This window comes from Phytomonospora sp. NPDC050363 (assembly GCF_040655735.1).
Taxonomy (GTDB): Bacteria; Actinomycetota; Actinomycetes; order Mycobacteriales; family Micromonosporaceae; genus Phytomonospora.
On record NZ_JBFAKK010000028.1, the window covers coordinates 1 to 16,770 of the forward strand.

The 16,770-nt window shown below is 72.3% G+C and carries 16 protein-coding genes and 1 pseudogene; 12 read left to right on the plus strand and 5 right to left on the minus strand.

Features of this window, described 5'->3' with window-relative positions; genetic code table 11:
• Positions 1–277 precede the first annotated feature (277 nt).
• Positions 278–1,231, minus strand: coding sequence for a helix-turn-helix domain-containing protein (locus tag AB0I28_RS38515; protein WP_357501079.1), 954 nt, complete (start codon positions 1,229–1,231; stop codon positions 278–280).
• A 120-nt stretch (positions 1,232–1,351) separates the two neighbouring features.
• On the opposite strand from AB0I28_RS38515, the gene AB0I28_RS38520 reads away from it, so the two are divergent.
• Both AB0I28_RS38520 and AB0I28_RS38525 read left to right on the plus strand, forming a co-directional pair.
• Positions 1,352–2,260, plus strand: coding sequence for an NAD-dependent epimerase (locus tag AB0I28_RS38520; protein ID WP_357501080.1), 909 nt, complete (start codon positions 1,352–1,354; stop codon positions 2,258–2,260).
• 30 nt (positions 2,261–2,290) lie between these two features.
• Complete coding sequence (locus tag AB0I28_RS38525) at positions 2,291–4,894, plus strand: Hsp70 family protein (RefSeq protein ID WP_357501081.1); 2,604 nt, start codon at positions 2,291–2,293, stop codon at positions 4,892–4,894.
• On the opposite strand, the gene AB0I28_RS38530 is transcribed toward AB0I28_RS38525, so the two are convergent.
• From AB0I28_RS38530 to larB, 3 genes are read right to left on the minus strand one after another with little or no spacing between them, the layout of a single operon-like run.
• Entirely contained in the window at positions 4,891–5,478 is a 588-nt protein-coding gene (locus AB0I28_RS38530) for a TMEM165/GDT1 family protein (RefSeq protein WP_357501082.1), read from the minus strand. The two genes, AB0I28_RS38525 and AB0I28_RS38530, sit on opposite strands and share 4 nt — an antisense overlap.
• A complete protein-coding gene (gene larC / locus AB0I28_RS38535) occupies positions 5,475–6,677 on the minus strand; it encodes a nickel pincer cofactor biosynthesis protein LarC (RefSeq protein ID WP_357501083.1) in 1,203 nt (400 codons plus the stop codon). The genes AB0I28_RS38530 and larC overlap by 4 nt, the downstream gene beginning before the upstream one ends.
• Entirely contained in the window at positions 6,674–7,477 is an 804-nt protein-coding gene (larB, locus tag AB0I28_RS38540) for a nickel pincer cofactor biosynthesis protein LarB (protein ID WP_357501084.1), read from the minus strand. Before larB ends, larC begins: the two co-directional genes overlap by 4 nt.
• A 71-nt stretch (positions 7,478–7,548) precedes the next feature.
• Here larB and AB0I28_RS38545 point away from each other — a divergent pair, with 71 nt between their 5' ends.
• The 5 genes from AB0I28_RS38545 to AB0I28_RS38565 all read left to right on the plus strand — a co-directional run bounded on the left by AB0I28_RS38545 (position 7,549) and on the right by AB0I28_RS38565 (position 12,105).
• The gene (locus AB0I28_RS38545; RefSeq protein WP_357501085.1) at positions 7,549–8,301 is read left to right on the plus strand and encodes a glycerophosphodiester phosphodiesterase family protein; all 753 of its coding nucleotides are present in this window, start codon (positions 7,549–7,551) and stop codon (positions 8,299–8,301) included.
• A gap of 322 nt (positions 8,302–8,623) precedes the next feature.
• Positions 8,624–9,232, plus strand: a complete 609-nt coding sequence (locus AB0I28_RS38550) for a PadR family transcriptional regulator (RefSeq protein WP_357501086.1) — start codon at positions 8,624–8,626, stop codon at positions 9,230–9,232.
• Entirely contained in the window at positions 9,229–10,422 is a 1,194-nt protein-coding gene (locus AB0I28_RS38555) for an FAD-dependent monooxygenase (protein WP_357501087.1), read from the plus strand. The genes AB0I28_RS38550 and AB0I28_RS38555 overlap by 4 nt, the downstream gene beginning before the upstream one ends.
• A gap of 46 nt (positions 10,423–10,468) precedes the next feature.
• A complete protein-coding gene (locus AB0I28_RS38560; protein ID WP_357501088.1) occupies positions 10,469–11,644 on the plus strand; it encodes a HAMP domain-containing sensor histidine kinase in 1,176 nt (391 codons plus the stop codon).
• A 50-nt stretch (positions 11,645–11,694) separates the two neighbouring features.
• Complete coding sequence (locus tag AB0I28_RS38565) at positions 11,695–12,105, plus strand: ATP-binding protein (RefSeq protein ID WP_357501127.1); 411 nt, start codon at positions 11,695–11,697, stop codon at positions 12,103–12,105.
• Between the two features lie 189 nt (positions 12,106–12,294).
• Here AB0I28_RS38565 and AB0I28_RS38570 read toward each other — a convergent pair.
• Positions 12,295–12,561, minus strand: a pseudogene (locus AB0I28_RS38570) (MarR family transcriptional regulator); the annotation flags it as partial.
• A 57-nt stretch (positions 12,562–12,618) separates the two neighbouring features.
• Between AB0I28_RS38570 and wrbA the strand changes: the two are divergent.
• From wrbA to AB0I28_RS38595, 5 genes are all read left to right on the plus strand, one after another.
• Positions 12,619–13,269: an NAD(P)H:quinone oxidoreductase gene (wrbA, locus tag AB0I28_RS38575; RefSeq protein WP_357501089.1), complete on the plus strand. Its 651-nt coding sequence runs from the start codon at positions 12,619–12,621 to the stop codon at positions 13,267–13,269.
• Between the two features lie 83 nt (positions 13,270–13,352).
• Entirely contained in the window at positions 13,353–14,351 is a 999-nt protein-coding gene (locus tag AB0I28_RS38580; RefSeq protein WP_357501090.1) for a hypothetical protein, read from the plus strand.
• Positions 14,288–15,208 (plus strand): prephenate dehydratase, encoded by a 921-nt coding sequence (gene pheA, locus AB0I28_RS38585; protein WP_357501091.1) that lies wholly within the window; start codon positions 14,288–14,290, stop codon positions 15,206–15,208. Before AB0I28_RS38580 ends, pheA begins: the two co-directional genes overlap by 64 nt.
• Positions 15,209–15,253: 45 nt before the next feature.
• The gene (locus tag AB0I28_RS38590; RefSeq protein ID WP_357501092.1) at positions 15,254–16,372 is read left to right on the plus strand and encodes a S8 family serine peptidase; all 1,119 of its coding nucleotides are present in this window, start codon (positions 15,254–15,256) and stop codon (positions 16,370–16,372) included.
• A gap of 34 nt (positions 16,373–16,406) precedes the next feature.
• Positions 16,407–16,763 (plus strand): hypothetical protein, encoded by a 357-nt coding sequence (locus tag AB0I28_RS38595; RefSeq protein WP_357501093.1) that lies wholly within the window; start codon positions 16,407–16,409, stop codon positions 16,761–16,763.
• Positions 16,764–16,770 lie beyond the last annotated feature (7 nt).

The following is a 16,770-nucleotide window of genomic DNA, read 5'->3' on the forward strand; positions in this document are numbered from 1 at the left end:
AAGGGCGCACTTTCCCTTGACCCCGACAGGTCCCCCAGGTGCCCTTGAACAGGCCGAAAGACGGAAACACCCCACACACCCAACCCGCAACCTCCAGCAGCCCTAACCGCCAGTGGGGCGCCAACCAGAAACCCGAAGCACCCCACCGTTTCCAGAGCGAGGCCCGGGGTCTGGGGCAGCGCCCCAGGAACTCACGCAAGGCACCGCACAACCCACCCCCAGCGCACAACCCACCCCCACCGCACACCCCAGCGCCAACCCAAAACCCACCCCACCCCTACCCCACCCGAAACCCCGCCCGGTACCCGCTCGGCGTCACCCCCATCTGCCTCACCATGTGCACCCGCAGCGACTCCGCGCTCCCCATCCCGCTCTCCCTCGCGACCCGATCCACCGGCAGCGTCGTCGACTCCAGGATCGCCCTCGCCCGCTCCAGCCGCTGCCGCAGCAGCCACCGCTGCGGCGACACCCCCGTCTCCGCCCGGAACCGCCGCGTCAACGTCCGTACGCTGACCCTCGCGTGCGCGGCCAGCTCCGGCAGCCCCAGCGGCCGGTCCAACCTCCCCAGCGCCCACTCCCGCGTCGGCGCCAGCGACCCTCCCCGATCCTCCGGCAGCGGCCTCTCGATGAACTGCGCCTGCCCACCCGACCTCACCGGCGTCACCACGGTCGCCCGCGCCGCGGCGGCGGCGACGGCGGAGCCGTGGTCGGCGCGCACGAGGTGGAGGCACAGGTCGATCCCCGCGGCGGCCCCCGCAGAAGTGAGGACCGCCCCCTCGTCGACGAACAGCACGTCGGGCCGCACGTCGACGGCGGGGAACGCGTCGGCGAACTCCTCGGCGAGGCCCCAGTGCGTCGTCGCGGGCCGGCCGTCGAGCAGGCCGGCCTGCGCGAGCACGAAGGCGCCGCTGCAAATGGAGGCGATGCGGCGGCCGGTGGCGGCGAACCCGCGCAGCGCCGACAGGGCTCGCGGGTCGGCGTCGCGGCGCTGCCCGGTGCTCGGAACGACCACGGTGTCGGCCCAGTCGAGGATCTCAAGGCCGTCGCGAACGAGCACGTCGACGCCGATGCCCGCGTCGATCGGGCCGGGATCGGGCGCGCAGACGCGAACGTCGTAGTGCGCCCGGCCGTCCACCACCACCGAACCCAGGATCGTCGACGGCATCGACAGGTCGAAGGTCTTCACGGGAGGCAGCGCCAGCACGGCGACTTTGTGGGGCACGGGGTTCATGGCTCGATCCTTGGGATACCTGGCTTCCGGGCCACTAGCCTAGCCGGGCCTGTCGCAGGAGCCTTGGTAGCACGAGGTTTTCGCGTCAGAAGACCCGCTATGCGAAAAAGGTGCAGAACCATGGCTCTTCAAGTGATCGTCGGCGCCGGCGGCACTGGTCAGGCGACCGCGCGGATCCTCGCCGACCGCGGCGACCAGGTGCGACTGGTGTCCCGCAAGGGAACCGGCCCGGCCCACCCCGGCATCGAGCTCGTCGCACTCGACGGACTCGACACCGACGGGCTCGCGGCCCTCACCGAGGGCGCGGCGACCCTCTTCAACGCCGCGATGCCCGCCTATCACACCTGGCCCGAGGCGATTCCGCCGTTGTTCCGCTCCTTCCTGACCGTCGCCGAGCGCACCGGCGCGGGATACGTGATGCTGGGCAACCTCTACGGCTACGGCCCCCAGGACGGCGTCATCACCGAGGACGCCCCCCTCGCCGCCGACGGCCCCAAGGGCAAGGTGCGCGCCGAGATGTGGCGGGAGGCCGAGGCCGCCCACGACGCCGGACGCGTCAAGGCCGCCGAGGTCCGCGCCTCCCAGTTCCTCGGCGCGGGCGCGTTCTCGCTGTTCAGCCTGATCGTGCAGCCCAACGTCCTCAGTGGACGGCTGATCCCGCTGCAAGGCGACCCGGACCTGCCGAACTCCTTCAGCGCCATCGGCGACACCGCCCGCAGCCTGATCGCCGTCGCCGACTCCGCCGACGGCTGGGGCCGCGCCTGGCACACCCCCGTCATCAGCGCGACCACGCGCGAGGCCGCCGCGCGGATCGCCGCGATCGCCGGCGCGCCCGTCCCCCGCTTCACCGAACTCACCGAGAGGGACCTCGCCCTGCTCACGCTCACCGCGCCGTTCTGGGGCGAGCTGCACGAGACCGCGCACATGTCGGACCGTCCCTACATTGTGGACGGCTCGGCGATCGGGAAGCTCGGCGTCGAGGCGAGCGGTCTCGACGAGGTGATCGCCGAAGGTCTCGCGACGCCCTGAGCCGTGGCCTCGGTCCGATAGTTTGGCCGCATGCCCGCCTCTCCTCATCTCGGCGTCGACTTCGGCACCTCCCACACCGTGGCGGTCCTGCGCCGAGACGACGGCCGGGTCGAGCCGCTGATGTTCGACGGCACGCCGCTGCTGCCCTCGGCGGTCTTCGCCGGGCCCGACGGCGTGATCGGCGTCGGAGCCGACGCGATCCACGCCGCGCGAAGCGATCCGGCGTCCTTCGAACCGCACCCGAAGCGGCGCGTCGATGACGGGACGGTCCTCCTCGGCGAGCGCGAGTTCGCCGTGGAGGACCTGTTCGCGGCGGTGCTGGCGAAGGTGCGGGAGCGTTGCGCCGAGGTCGCGCGGGAGGTTCCGGCGGCGGTGACGCTGACGCATCCGGCGGCGTGGGGGCCGCGGCGCAAGCGGATCCTGCGGGCGGCGGCGGGAAAGGCGGGTCTGCCGCAGGCGCGGTTGCTGCCCGAACCCGTTGCCGCGGCGGCCTACTACGTCCGGGAGCTGCGGCGCGAGGTGGCGCCGGGGGCGGCCGTCGTGGTCCACGACTTCGGCGGCGGCACCTTCGACGCGAGTGTCGTGCGGCGCACGGCGGAGGGTTTCGAGGTGCTGGCCGTCGACGGTCTCGACGACCTCGGCGGTGTCGACGTCGACGAGGCCCTGGCGCAGCATCTTCGGGACCAGTACCCCGATCCCGGGGCGTGGGCGCGGCTGCTGAGCCCGCAGAGCCCGGCCGACCGCAGGCACCGGCGGATCTTCCGCGAGGACGTGCGGCTGACCAAGGAGCGGCTCTCCCGGCAGTCCAGCGCCGATCTCTACATCCCGGTCCTGGAGCGGGATGTGCACGTCACGCGCGATGAGCTGGAGACGCTGACGACGCCGCTGCTGGCTCGCGCGGTGGCGGTGACGACGGCGGTCATGGAGGAGGCGGGGGTCTCGCCGGTCTCGGTGGCGGGCGTGTTCCTCGTCGGCGGTGGGAGCCGGATGCCTTTGGTGGCAACGCTTCTGCACCGCCAGCTGGGCCGCGCGCCGGCCATCACCGACCACATCGAGCAGATCGTGGCGCACGGCGCGATCCTCGGTGCCGGAACCGAAACGACCGCGACGGCGACCGCACCCGTCGCGCCGGTCCCGGCTCCCCCACAGCACCGGCCCGAACCCGCGCCGGCGATCACGCCGCCACCGAAGCCCGCCCCCGCGAAGCCGTCCCCACGGCCGAAGCCCCGCCCCACGCTCCTGTGGGCCCTCAACGCGCTGCTCGGCGCCGAACTCCTCGCGTCCTTCCTGCCGGTCGGCTCCGGTCTGGTTCCCCGCGAGCAGCCGCCCTACCTGCTCGTCTCCTTCGCGCTGCTCGTGGTGGCCCAGGGGATGTACTGGTGGCGCGTCCCGATCTCGCGCCGGGTGCTGGTCACCGCCCAGTTCGCCTTCGCGGCCGCGCACGCCGCCGACGCCGTCCTCGGGCCGTCGGGCTGGGCCGCCGCCGCGATCCAGCTGCCCTTCATCGCCGCCGGGATCCTCGGCGTCGAACTCGCCGCTTCTCGCGCCGCCGCCGACTGGTACCGCGTGCCGGACAACCCGGCGTGGAACCGCGAGGCCAGGGCCCGCAGGGCCCTCACGGCGCTGGCGGTCGCCGTCGTGGTCGCGCTGACCGTGGGGATCAACCCGCCGTGGACGGCACAGCGGACCGGAACCGAAGCCGGACAGGGGGGCGACGGCGACGGCATGCCGGTCGTCGGATCCTTCGTCTCCGAGTCCCCCTATGTCTCGGTGGCCACCCACCTCACCGACTCGGAGTCCACGGGCGTGGGACTGCGCGCCGATGGCCGCGTCGACGTGTTCGATCCCTTCGACGGGGGCGTGACCCACACCTACGACATCCCCTTCCCCACGGGGACCGACGTCGAGCTGGCGTTCGTCGACGACCGCCTGAAGGCCGTCGTCGGGACCTCCGGGCACGCCTACATCTTCGACGTGGCCGACGGTTCGGAGCACTGCGAGATCTCCGGTGAGGGCGAGTACTTCACCGAGTTCGCGATGGGCCTCGACTGGAGCTCGAACACGGTGATGGCAAGCGCCGGGGGCGACGACTTCGGCCTGTGGGACGTCGCGGGCTGCACCCGGATCCGGAACTTCGGCACGCCCCCGCCGGACGGGCCCAGCGACCTGGGCCTGCGGACCTTCGACGGGGAGACGACGACCTACTACGCCTCAGAGACCGGCGTCGGCGGCTATTACGACCTCACCGGCGCGCCCGCCGCGACCGACACGATCGCGCTCCCGGGCCGGCCGGCCCTGGCGGTCATACCCGGCGGCGTGGTCACCGCCCTCGGCGAGCGCGTGACCCTGTGGGACCCCGTCATGGGCCAGGACAAGAGGCACGTCGACGTCGGGGCGCCGATCATGGAGGGCGGCCTGCTGGCCGGCGAATGGGACGGCAGCACCATCGCCGTGACGGTCGACACGGAGGGGAGCTTGCGGGTCTGCGACCTGGGCGAGGCGGAGGAGTTGGGCGAGCACCGGATCGACCTGGGCACCGCGACGCCGGTGCTGGGCTTCAGCGGATACGTCGGCAGGGTCATGATCCTCGTCGCGATCGGGAACCGCGTGACCCTCTTCGACCCCGGCCTCTAACCGAAGATCGCCTCGAACCCCGCGATCAGCGCGAAGATCGCGAACAGCACCGCCGCGCCCCGCTGGATCCACTTCAGCGGGATGTACCGCACGATCACGCGACCGAGCAGGACCGCGATCGTCGCGATCGTGACCAGGGCGGCGAACGCGCCGATGAACACCGCGAGCGGGTCGCCGTACTTGGCCGACAGCGCCGCCGTGCCCAGCTGCGAGGCGTCGCCCCATTCGGCGACAAACAGCACCAGGAAGCTGGTCAGCGCGATGCGGCCGAATCCGGTGACGGCCTTGCCCTTGCCCTCCTCCTCGTCATCGTCTTCGGCCATGCTCTCGCGGACCAGGAGGACCGCGCCGACGGCGAACAGGACCGCCACGACCGCGAGGACCGCCTGCTGCGGCAGGAGTCGCAGCAGCCCACCGGCGGCGACGGCGATGACGGTCTGCACGAAGAAGGCCGCGCAGACGCCGAGGAGCACCGGCAGCGGCCGGTACCGGCTCGACAGCACCAGCGTGGCCATCATCGTCTTGTCGGGCAGTTCGGCGATGAAGATCAGGCCGAAGGTGGCCAGCAGGGCGACGCCGTTCACGCTTCGGCCCCTGGGTAGCGAAGGTAGGCCTTCGCGGTGGCGGCGGCGAGAAGCTGCTTGAGCGGGCGGCCGAGTTCGGCGGCCAGGGCGGCGACGTCCTCGTACTCGACCGACACGTTGACGGTCCGCTCGCCGACGCGCGCGATCTTGATCCGGATCGGGCGGCCCTCGACCTCGACGGTGGACATCTCGCGGTCCAGGGCGTGCTTGCCGACGGTGAGACTGCGCAGCCCGATCGCCGTGGTGTGCGCGAAGACGGCCTCGCGGACGGCGGCGGACACCTCGTCGCGGCACAGCACGTGCAGCGTGTGGGCGGGGCGGCCCTTCTTCATCAGGATCGGGGTGAGCCAGGCGTCGGAGGCGCCGGCGGCGAACAGCGCGGCCTGCACCGAGGGCCACAGGCGCGGATCCAGGTCGTCCACATTGGTCTCCAGCACGGTCGCCGTGCCGGGAGCGCCCGCGACGGCCCCGGCGGGTTCGCCGAGGACCAGGCGCAGCATGTTGGCGCGCTCCTTGGGGTCGCGGCCGCCCGCCCCGGCACCGATCGCGCGCACGCGCATCGGCGGCAGCGGGCCGTAACCCGACGCGAAGGTCGCGATCAGCGCGGCACCCGTCGGCGTGCACGCCTCGTAGGGCACCTCGCCGCTGACGGGCGCGTCGGCGGCGCCGAGCACGGCGAGGGTCGCCGGCGCGGGAAGCGGGATCGCGCCGTGTTCCCCCCGCGTGACGCCACCGCCGACGGTGACCCGGCTCGCGGTCACAGTGGACAGTCCACGGTGGACTCGCAGCCAGTGCATGCCCGCGCAGGCGGCGACCATGTCGGCCAGCGAGTCGAGCGCCCCGACCTCGTGGAAGTGCACGCGCTCCAGCTCGACGCGGTGCGCGCTCGCCTCGGCGTGCCCCAGGCGGGTGAAGGCGGCGACGGCCTCGTCGCGCACCTCCTGCGGCAGTTCGGCGGCGTTGATCAGGCCGCGGATGGCGACGAAGCGGCGGTCGACCTTCGTCGGCGGGCACTCCACGCGCACGTGCGTGGCGGCCAGGCCGTGCCGGCTCACCGGGTCGGCGTGCAGTTCGACCCGCTCGACGCCCAGCGCGTCGACGGCCTCCTGGAGGATCTCCAGCGGCACACCGGCGTCGACGAGCGCGCCGAGGAACATGTCGCCGCTGGCGCCCGCGCCGCAGTCGAGCCAGCCGATCACGATGAACCTCCCGGTCCGGGGCCGACGCCCACGTTGCGCACGATCCGCGCGGCGGCCAGACCGGCGCCGAAACCGTTGTCGATGTTGACCACCGTGACCCCCGGCGCGCACGAGTTCAGCATCGTCAGCAGGGCCGCGAGGCCGCCGAAGGAGGCGCCGTAGCCCACCGAGGTCGGCACCGCGACGATCGGCACGCCCACCATCCCGCCGACCGCGCTGGGCAGCGCGCCGTCCATGCCCGCGACGACCACGACGCAGTCGCTGGCGGCCAGCACGGGCCGCGTCGCCAGGAGGCGGTGGATGCCGGCCACGCCGACGTCGCTGATCTGGGTGACCTCGGCGCCGCACACGCGGGCGGTGAACGCGGCCTCGGTGGCCACCGGCAGGTCGGAGGTCCCGGCGCACAGCACCGTCACCTTCCCGCCCGTGACCGACGGGTGCGCGCCGACGGCGACCATCCGGCCGAGCGGTTCGTCCGTGCACAGCTCGGCGAAGACGTCGCGCAGGGCGCCGCGCACGGTGTCGTCGGCGCGCGAGACCAGCACCGGATGCGCGGGGTGCGCCTCGTGCAGGCGCTCGACGATCGCGACCACCTGCTCCGGCGTCTTCCCGGCGGCGTAGACCACCTCCGGGTCGCCGGTGCGCAGCGCGCGGTGCGTGTCGACGCGCGCGAATCCGAGGTCGGCGAAACCGTCGCCGTCGCCGAGGACCCCCGCCGAGAGGCGGTCCAGCGCGGCGTCCACCGCGACCTCACCGGCGGCGACCGCGGCCAGCAGCGCGCGCGTGGCGTCGGCGTCCATGTGCTCTTCCCCGTCTCTTGATCACCCGTACCCCGCCATGCTGTCACGCCCGCGTGGGTTAGCCTTCCGGCATGTCCGGCCAAGCACGCAGGCAACCGATGATCGTCGCGCACCGGGGATCGAACGAGCACCTGCCAGAGCACTCGGTCGCCGCGTACGCCGAGGCCATCGCCCTGGGCGCCGACGCCCTCGAATGCGATGTGCGGCTCACGAAGGACGGTCACCTCGTCCTCCACCACGACCGTCTGGTCAACCGCACCTCCGACGGCAGCGGCGCGGTGAGCGACCTCACTCTCGCCGAGCTGCGCGGCCTCGACTTCTCGGTCAACCGCGAAGGCGTCCCCGCCGACGCCGCCCACCGCGAGATCGTCACGCTCCCCCAGCTCCTCGAACTCGCCGCCGACGCCGGCCGCCCGGTGCGGCTGTGCGTCGAGACGAAGCACCCCACCCGCTACGGCGCGCGCGTCGAGCGGCGCCTGTTCGCCGCGCTGAAGCGCTACCCGAACGTCGAGGCGACCGTGATGTCGTTCTCGCGCACGGCCCTGCACCGCGCGCGGGTGATGTCGCCCGACACGCCGCTGGTGTGGCTGTTCCAGTACCCGCTGGGCCCGCCGCCGCCGTTCGCCGGGACCATCGGCGTCGACGTGCGCCTGGTCCGCAAGCGGCTCGACATGATCGACCGCGCGCACCGCAACGGCCGCAAGGTCTTCGTGTGGACCGTCAACGACCCCGCCGACGCGGTGATGCTCGCGCGCCACAACGTCGACGCGATCATCAGCGACCGGCCCGGCGTCATCCGCGACGCCCTGCGCACCAAGGTCTGACCCCTCCTGCCGAGGCCCGGCACGCCCGACAGGGAGTGCCCGGCCGAGGCGACTTGCCCCGCCCTGCTAGATTCGCGGGCATCGCGAGTCCTCGGACCCGCTCGGAGCCGCCCGGAAGCTGCCAGGCCATCGGGGCGGCTCTTTGCTTGCCCGGCAACGGTTTCCGGCCGGGCCGCCGCCCTCCGCGGCGCCGGGCGGCCACCCCTCCCCACCTCGCCTTCCTCCCCGTCGAGCACCATGAGGACAGGCTCGTCAGCTCTAAATAGTTGACACTGACTAGTCAGTCCTGAATACTCATGTCCAGAACACCACGGAGCCCACCATGGCACCCAAGCCGAAGCGCAAGGTCACCAACCTCCTCGCCCTCGCGGTCCTGTCCTACCTGGTCCGCGAGCCGATGCACCCCTACGAACTCAGCCGCGCGCTCCGCGACAACGGCGACGCCCGCAGCGTCAAGTTCAACCACGGCTCGCTCTACATGGTCGTCGGCCAGCTCGCCAAGGCCGGCCTCATCACCGAGGCCGGGACCAGCCGCGACGGCGGACGCCCCGAACGGACCGTCTACGAGCTCACCGACGCGGGCCGCACCGAACTGCGCAACTGGATGCGCGACCTGATCGGCCACCCCGAGCACGAGTACCCGCACTTCGTCGCGGCGCTCTCGCTGATCGGCGTGCTCCCGCCCGACGAGGTCGTCGAGCTGCTCGGCCAGCGCCGGGTGCGCCTCGACGCGCTCAAGGCCGAGGCGCGGGCGGCGATCGAGTCGGCCGGGGAGGTGCACCCGCTGTTCCTGGTCGAGGAGGAGTACCGCCTGGCGCTGCTGGACGCGGAGTCGCGCTTCATCGAGGGGTTCGTCGACCGGATCGTCGACCCGGTCGACGGCTGGGGGCCCGCGTGGGCCGCGTTCCACACAGAGAGGCGAAGGACATGAGAAACGTCAGCACCGCACTGGTCATCGGCGGCGGGATCGGCGGGCCGGTCGCCGGCATGGCCCTCCAGAAGGCCGGGATCTCGGCGAGCGTCCACGAGGCCTACGACGGTCCCGCCGAGGGCGTCGGGGGTCTGCTGAGCATCGCCCCCAACGGCTTCAACGCACTGGCCGTGCTCGGCGCCGAGCACGTCGTGCACCGCCTGGGCTTTCCCATGAAAGCCCTGGTCATGCAGAGCTGGACCGGGAAACGGCTCGCCGAGTTCGGCACGCCGGAGCACCTGCCGCCGCAGCTGGCGGTCTGGCGCGGCGACTTCAACCGCGCCCTCGCCGAGGAGGCCGCCTCGCGCGGGGTGCCCTTCGCCTACGGCAAGCGCCTGGTCGGCGTCGAGGAAACCCCGGACGCGGTGACCGCGCGCTTCGCCGACGGCACCTCGGCGACCGCCGACATCCTCGTCGCCGCCGACGGGATCCGCTCGGTCACCCGCCACCTCATCGACCCCGCCGCCCCCGGCCCCCGCTACGTCGGGCTGCTCGGCTTCGGCGCGATGCTGCCCGACACGGGCCTGCCGCCGACCGGCGGAAAGATGCTCTTGAGCTTCGGCAAACGCGCCTTCCTCGGCCACCAGGTCCACGACGACGGCTCGGGCGGCTGGTTCGTCAACCTGCCCCGCAAGGAACCCCTCACCATGGCCGAGGCGCGCCGCGTCGACGCCCGCGAGTGGATGCGCGTGCTCACCGAGGCCTTCGCCGGCGACCGCCTCCCGACCGCCGAGCTGTTCGGCCGCACCGACCCGGCCGCGCTCGTGGTCACCGGCGGCCTCTACGACCTCCCCCGCGTCCCCACCTGGAGCCGCGGCCGCACGGTCCTCGTCGGCGACGCGGCCCACGCCACCTCGCCCAGCTCCGGGCAGGGCGCGTCGATGGCGATCGAGAGCGCCGTCGTGCTCGGCCGCAGCCTGCGCGACCTGCCCTACGAGCGCGCCTTCGCCGCCTACGAGGAGCAGCGCCGCGAGCGCGTCGAGCGGATCATCGCCTTCGCGGCCCGCAACAGCGCGCAGAAGGCCGCCGGGCCCGTCGCGCGCGTCCTGCGCGACCTGACGATGCCCGTCGTGATGCGCATGGCCAGGCCGGAGTCCTTCGACTGGCAGTTCGACCACCGCGTCGACTGGGACGCTGTCGCCGGCGCATAAGCCGCACCCCGTGGCACGCGCCCCCGCGCACCCGTAGCGTGGGGGCATGACCGCGCGGGTGACCACCTTCCTCACCGGTATCGGCGACGTACTTTCCGCCGCCGACGCCGGCGGGCCCCACGGCCACGGCGTCACCGCCCTCACCAGGCTCACCGAGATCACCGCCGAGGCGGTCGGGGCGGGCCTGGTGACCTACGCCGACGTCGTCGGGCGCAAGTCCCGGACCCTGTCGGCCTCACGCGAGGCCCGTTTCCTGCTCGGCCGCCAGGCCGACCTGTCCGACGACGACCTGACGGGGCTGGCCGCCGGGCGCCCTTGGGAGGCCGAGGTCACCGACCCGCTCCTGGCCACGCGCTCGACGCGCGCGGCGCACGTGCCCGTCATCGTCCACGAGCGGCCCGTCGGGCGCCTGGAGCTGTACCTCGACCGGCCGCTGCGCGCCGATGAGGCGCCCCTGCTGCGCCTGGCCGCCGCGACCGCCGCGCACCTGGTCGGCGACCACGAGGCCGCCACCGCCGACACCGTGCGCGACGACTCCGGCGCCGACCTGTTCCTGGCCGCCGCCGGGCACGAGCTGCGCACGCCCGCCACCGTCATCAAGGGCTACGCCGACACGCTGCGCCACCGCTGGACGCGCCTCGACGACGACGCCCGCCTCGAAGCCGTCAACGTCATCGCCCAGCGCGCCGACGCGCTGGCCACCCTCGCCGACCGCCTCCTGTCGGGGGCCGCGCTCGGAGCGCCCGGAGAGACCCGCCTGGGCACCTTCGACCTCGCCGAGGAGGTCCGCACCGCCGTCGACGAACTCCCCGGCGACCTCGCCGAGCGCGTCGAGACCGATCTGGTGCCCGGAACCGTCGCCCACGGGGACCGTTCGAGCCTCCCCCTGGTCGTCGGAGAACTGGCCACGAACGCCTCCCGGTACGCTCCCGGTGACACCCCGATTAATGTGTCGGTCGTCACCGAAGAGGGCACGGCGTGTTTGCGGGTCGCCGATCGTGGGGCAGGTTTGAGCGCGGAAGAGGCCTCGATGGCCTTCGAACGGTTCTGGCAGGCCGAGCGCGGAGACGACAGACGCTATGGCGGCGTGGGTCTGGGGTTGTACCTTGTACGGCAGATCGTTGAACGTCAGCACGGATGGGTGTCCCTCCAGCCTCGGCCGGGAGGCGGGACCGTCATCGAAGTGCGGTTGCCACGCGCGGCGCCCTTGAGGTCGCGGTAGGGAGAACTACGGGTTTGCAGACGGCCACCGGTGGACCGACCCGCGGCGTGATGCGGGTGGCTCACCATGCCCGAAGCGCGGCGCTGGTCCGGCGCTGGCTCGCCGAGCAGCTCTCCGGCCTCTCCAGCGAACTCGTCGCCGATGCCACCATGGTCGGCACTGAGCTGGTCGCCAACGCCATCAGGCACGCCACGCCGCTACCCGGCGGCGTCGTGTCGGTCGGGTGCGAGGTGACCGACACGCACGTGGAGATCTCGGTGACCGACGGCGGCGCCGACACCACCCCGAAGCCCCGCCAGGCCACGATGGAAGACGTCGACGGCCGCGGGCTGACGATAGTCGACGCCCTCGCACAGCGCTGGGGTGTTCGCATGGGCAACGACGGGCAGTCGGTGTGGGCCTGGCTTGGCCCCGTGCGGGCCGCACTGAGCGGCGGCCCGGGGGTCGGGTCGGCGGCCTAACCCACCCGCGGTGGCGTCGGGGCGTACCCCGTCGCGAATGATCCGCAGGCCCGTCAGCGTCGCCTCCAGCTGGCCGGGTGCCAATCTCGACGTGAACCATTCACTGATCGCCTCGGCGACCGCCGGCACGACGCCCGTGACGCGCTCGACGCCCTCCGGCGTGATCACCGCGTGGTAGGAACGGCGGTCCCCCGGCACCGGCTCGCGCCGCACCAGCCCTTTGCCCGCCAGGCGGTCGACGATGCGGGTCATTCCGCTGGTCGACATGGCCGTCTGCGCCGCCAGGTCGCACATCCGCAGGCGCCCGCCCTCGGAGCGGTGCAGCCGGATGAGCGCGTCGAAGTCGATCTGGGACAGGCCCGCCGCCTGCACGATCGGCAGCTGCTTGTCCACGAGTCCCTGGTAGGCCTCCACCAGCAGGCCCATCGCGGTGAGGCGGTCGTCGTAGGAGTCCATCGGGCAAGTCTCCCCAATGCCGCCTCCGCTCCGTGTCCCCGGCCTCACACTTCCCGCATGCCAGAGCAGGCAAAGCAGCACAATCAGGGGAAACACGCGAGAAGGGACACCACCGTGGTCAAAGTAGCCGTCATCTACTATTCCTCGACCGGCACAGTGCACGCGATGGCCGGGCACGCCGTCGCCGCGGCCGAGAAGGCCGGCGCCGAGGTTCGGCTGCGCAAGGTCGCCGAACTCGCGCCCGACGAGGCCATCGCCTCCAACCCCGACTGGGCCGCGCACGCCGAGGCCACCGGCGACGTCACCGAGGCCACCCTCGACGACCTCGCATGGGCCGACGTCCTCGCCTTCGGCACACCCACCCGCTACGGGCTGCCGACCGCGCAGATCAAGCAGTTCATCGACACCTCCGGGCCCCTCTGGGAACAGGGCAAGCTCGTGAACAAGGTCGCCACGTCCTTCACCTCGACGGCCACCACACACGGCGGGCAGGAGAGCACGATCCTGGCGCTGAACAACACCTTCTACCACTGGGGCTGCGTCATCGTCAGCCCCGGATACGCCGACCCCGTCATGTTCGACCCCGCCAACGGCAACCCCTACGGCGTCAGCGTCGTCGGCGGCTCCGGCATCGCCGAACCCCAGGTCGCCGCCATCGGCGTGCAGATGAGACGCGCCGTCGAGGTCGCCCGGGCTCTCAGCCGCTGACGCCGGGCGGTTCCCTCGCTCGGGGGAACCGCCTCCCCTTCGCACGTGAGGTGCCCGCCCGCCGCGCTCACGAGGCTGGGGGCATGACCCGACACCTGCCCGTCCTCACCGTCGCGTGGGCGCTGGCCTACGGCGCCCTGCGCGCGGCCTGGGCCCTGCTCGGTGCGCCCGACCTGCCCCCGATGGGCGAGGACCTCATCGTCCTCACCGGCTGGGCACCCGCGTCGCTGTGCCTGGCCGCCGCCGGGATCGCCATCGGCATGCGGCTGTCGGGAAACTCGCGCGTGCTCGCCGTGGCGGGAACGGCCGTGGCGGTCGCGCTCCTGGCCGCCGACGCCCTCTTCCTCCTCGACATCGTCGGCGTGCTCACCTTCGGCGTCGACACCGGCCCCGAACTCGCCGCCCTCGCCAGCCGCCTCGGCTGCGCGGTCCTCGCGCTGCTCCTGCTCGCCTCGGTGGCCCGCTACCGGCGCGGCATGCGCGAGGCGTGCCTGCGCTGCGGCCGCACCGACGGGTGGCACCGGTGGACCGCCGTCCCGCGCTGGGCACGCGCCGGCGCGTGGCTGGCCGTCGCCGGGTGCCTCGTGCGGGTCGGCGCGCAGGTCGCCGTCGGCTTCGACGGCATGCCGCTGCAAGGATCGCTGCTGGTCTTCGAGGGCGGCTTCCTGCTCGCCGGGACCCTCCTGCCGCTGGCGCTGGTGCACCGGTGGGGCCGCGTGTGGCCGCGCTGGACGCTGTTCCTGCGCGGGCGCCGCGTCCCGCGCTGGCTCGTGCTCGGGCCCGCCGCCGTGTTCGCGATCGGGCTCGTCGTCTACTTCGGGATCGCGCTGGCCCAGCTGGCCGTGAGCAGCGCGTCGGGCGACTTCGACGGCGGCACGCTCCCGCTCGCCTTCTACTGGGTCGCCGTGCCCGCCTACTGGGTGTGGGGGTGGGGCATGGGGGCGGCGGCCGTGGCGTACTTCCAGCTCACCCGACCCGCGTGCGCGGCCTGCGGTCGCGGGTTATCTAGGCTCGGGGGATGGTCACCGTCGCATATCTCGGGCCGCCCGGAACCTTCAGCGAGTCGGCCGTGCGCCGCCTGAGCCCCGCGCCGGAAGCCGCCGTGCCCGTCCGCAGCATCCCCGAGGCCCTCGACGCCGTCCGCGACGGCACCACCGGCGCCGCGCTCGTGCCGCTGGAGAACTCCCTGGAGGGTTCGGTGCCGGTGACCCTCGACAACCTCCTCGGCGGGCCCGCGCTGCGCGTCGTCGGGGAGGTAGTCCTGCCGGTGACCTTCGTGCTGGCCGGGGGCATGCCGATCGAGTCGGTGCGCACCGTCGCCAGCCACCCCCACGCGCTGGCGCAGTGCCGGGGATTCCTGCGCGCCAAGCTGCCGTCGGCGTCCACAGTGGAGGTGCTGTCCACCGCGGCCGCTGCGCAGGCCGTCCTCGACGGCGCCGCCGACGCCGCCGTCTGCGCGCCCATCGCCGCCGAACAGCTCGGGGTGCCGGTGCTGGCCGACAACATCGGCGACCGTCCCGACACCGCCACCCGCTTCGTCCTCGTCGCGCCCCCCGGCACCGCACCGCCGGCGCCGACGGGGAACGACGTCACGTCGCTGGCGGTGTACATCGCGCACGACAGGGTCGGCGCGCTCCTGTCGGTGCTGACCGAGTTGTCGGTGAGGGGCGTCAACCTGACGCGCATCGAGTCGAGGCCGACCGGTGAGCGGCTGGGGAGGTACGTTTTCCTGCTCGACTGCGCCGGCCACGTCGCCGAACCCCGGATGGGAGAGGCCCTGCTCGGGCTGCGGAGGGTGTGCGCCGAGGTGCGGTTCCTGGGCTCCTACCCAAGGGACAGCGACGATCCGCCCGTCGCGGCCCCCCAAGGACTGCGCGACGCCGACCTGGACGCCGCCGCCCTGTGGCTGCGAGGGCTGCGCGAGGGGACCGCGCTGTAACGCGCGGCTTGCGGTCGGTTGCGGCGGTGGGTTAGCGTGCCCCACATGCGACGGTTGTGGGCGGGCGTTGCGGCCGTTGGGATCCTGCTGGTGTGGGCGCCGGCCGCGCATGCCGACGACGTGCGCGATGCCGAGTGGATGGTCGAGGCGCTGAGGTTGCCGGAGGCGCACCGGATCGCCACCGGCGAGGGTGTGACGGTGGGGATCGTGGACACGGGGGTGGACTCGACGCACCCGGACCTGACGGGGGTCGTGGTCGCGGGGAAGGACTCGTGGAGTCCGGCGGGGGATGGGCAGACGGATGTGACGGGGCACGGGACGGCGATGGCATCGCTGGTCGCGGGGCACGGGCACGGGGACGGTGGGGGGGACGGGGTGCTGGGGGTGGCGCCGGGGGCGAGGATTTTGTCGTACGGGGCTTGGCGGCCGGGGGACGAGAAGTACGACGACGCGGAGTTGCTGAAGGGCATCCGGTGGGTCATCGACAACGGTGCCGATGTGATCTTGCTGGCGTACGGGGGCGGGACTGGGGAGCCTGAAGAAGAGGCGCTCATCGATGAGGCGGAGGCCAAAGGGATTCCCGTGGTGGCGCCGACGGCGAACGCGTTGGCCGGGGAGAAGCACGTTGGCTTTCCCGGGCTGTTCACCAACGTCGTCCTGGCCGGTTGCAGCGGCAAGGACGGCGACTACTCCGAGGTTGGCCTGGAGCACCCCGCGATCGCGGTGGCTGCCCCCTGCGAAGGACTCACCTCCGCTGGCCCGGATGGGGGGTACGAGGATACGAGCGGTACCTCAAAAGCTGCTGCCACGACAGCAGGAACACTTGCACTACTCAAGTCGCACTGGCCGGATATGTCTCGTGAAGACATGATGCGGCAGCTGTACTCGACGGCTGACGACAAGCAAGAGGCCGGCAGGGACCGCAAGGTCGGGTATGGAGTGATCAACCCACTGACGGCTCTTACTTCGCCAGTGCGGCCCTACGATCCATCGAATCCTCCACACGTAAACGGCGATCCGGTCTATCAGTCAGACCCGCCAGCCACCTCGTCGCTTGCCCCGCCAGCTGATTCACAGCCACCATGGGCACTCATAGGAATCGTTGGTGCAGCGGTGGTGGGCGGACTCGTTTTGCTGGTAGTACTCAGCCGTCGGCGTGCTTGACACTTCTGAGACTATATCCAGGGGAGGGATTTCGATGACCAACATCCGCTTGGATGCGGCCGAGTTGCGCCGTGTTGCTGAACTGGCGCTTGGGGACCTGGAGTTCGACTACAGGCCCAAACTCCTCGATATCAGTGAGGCGCTCGCGCCGAACGCGGACGTCATGTCCGACAGGCACGCAGGTTACATATACGGCCCTGGTGGTATCGGTGCACATCACGATCATTGTGTCGGCAAGATGATCGAGTTCTTCGACAACCTCGATGCGGGTCTCATAGCCGTAACCAACGTCCTGGCCTCAGTCTCTGAGGATTTCACTGAAACAGACGTGGACTCCGAGACCAGCATCTCAACGATCATGCAGTACTTCACACCGCCACCGTCGTCCTAGGGGAGGA

Coding starts and splice junctions, on each gene's coding strand:
- AB0I28_RS38550 (WP_357501086.1), top strand. CDS start 8,624: ATGGCACCCAAGCCGAAGCGCAAGGTCACCAACCTCCTCGCCCTCGCG.
- larB (WP_357501084.1), bottom strand. CDS start 7,477: ATGGACGCCGACGCCACGCGCGCGCTGCTGGCCGCGGTCGCCGCCGGT.
- pheA (WP_357501091.1), top strand. CDS start 14,288: ATGGTCACCGTCGCATATCTCGGGCCGCCCGGAACCTTCAGCGAGTCG.
- AB0I28_RS38515 (WP_357501079.1), bottom strand. CDS start 1,231: ATGAACCCCGTGCCCCACAAAGTCGCCGTGCTGGCGCTGCCTCCCGTG.
- AB0I28_RS38555 (WP_357501087.1), top strand. CDS start 9,229: ATGAGAAACGTCAGCACCGCACTGGTCATCGGCGGCGGGATCGGCGGG.
- AB0I28_RS38560 (WP_357501088.1), top strand. CDS start 10,469: ATGACCGCGCGGGTGACCACCTTCCTCACCGGTATCGGCGACGTACTT.
- AB0I28_RS38520 (WP_357501080.1), top strand. CDS start 1,352: ATGGCTCTTCAAGTGATCGTCGGCGCCGGCGGCACTGGTCAGGCGACC.
- AB0I28_RS38595 (WP_357501093.1), top strand. CDS start 16,407: ATGACCAACATCCGCTTGGATGCGGCCGAGTTGCGCCGTGTTGCTGAA.
- AB0I28_RS38590 (WP_357501092.1), top strand. CDS start 15,254: ATGCGACGGTTGTGGGCGGGCGTTGCGGCCGTTGGGATCCTGCTGGTG.
- wrbA (WP_357501089.1), top strand. CDS start 12,619: ATGCCAGAGCAGGCAAAGCAGCACAATCAGGGGAAACACGCGAGAAGG.
- AB0I28_RS38580 (WP_357501090.1), top strand. CDS start 13,353: ATGACCCGACACCTGCCCGTCCTCACCGTCGCGTGGGCGCTGGCCTAC.
- AB0I28_RS38545 (WP_357501085.1), top strand. CDS start 7,549: ATGTCCGGCCAAGCACGCAGGCAACCGATGATCGTCGCGCACCGGGGA.
- AB0I28_RS38525 (WP_357501081.1), top strand. CDS start 2,291: ATGCCCGCCTCTCCTCATCTCGGCGTCGACTTCGGCACCTCCCACACC.
- AB0I28_RS38565 (WP_357501127.1), top strand. CDS start 11,695: ATGCGGGTGGCTCACCATGCCCGAAGCGCGGCGCTGGTCCGGCGCTGG.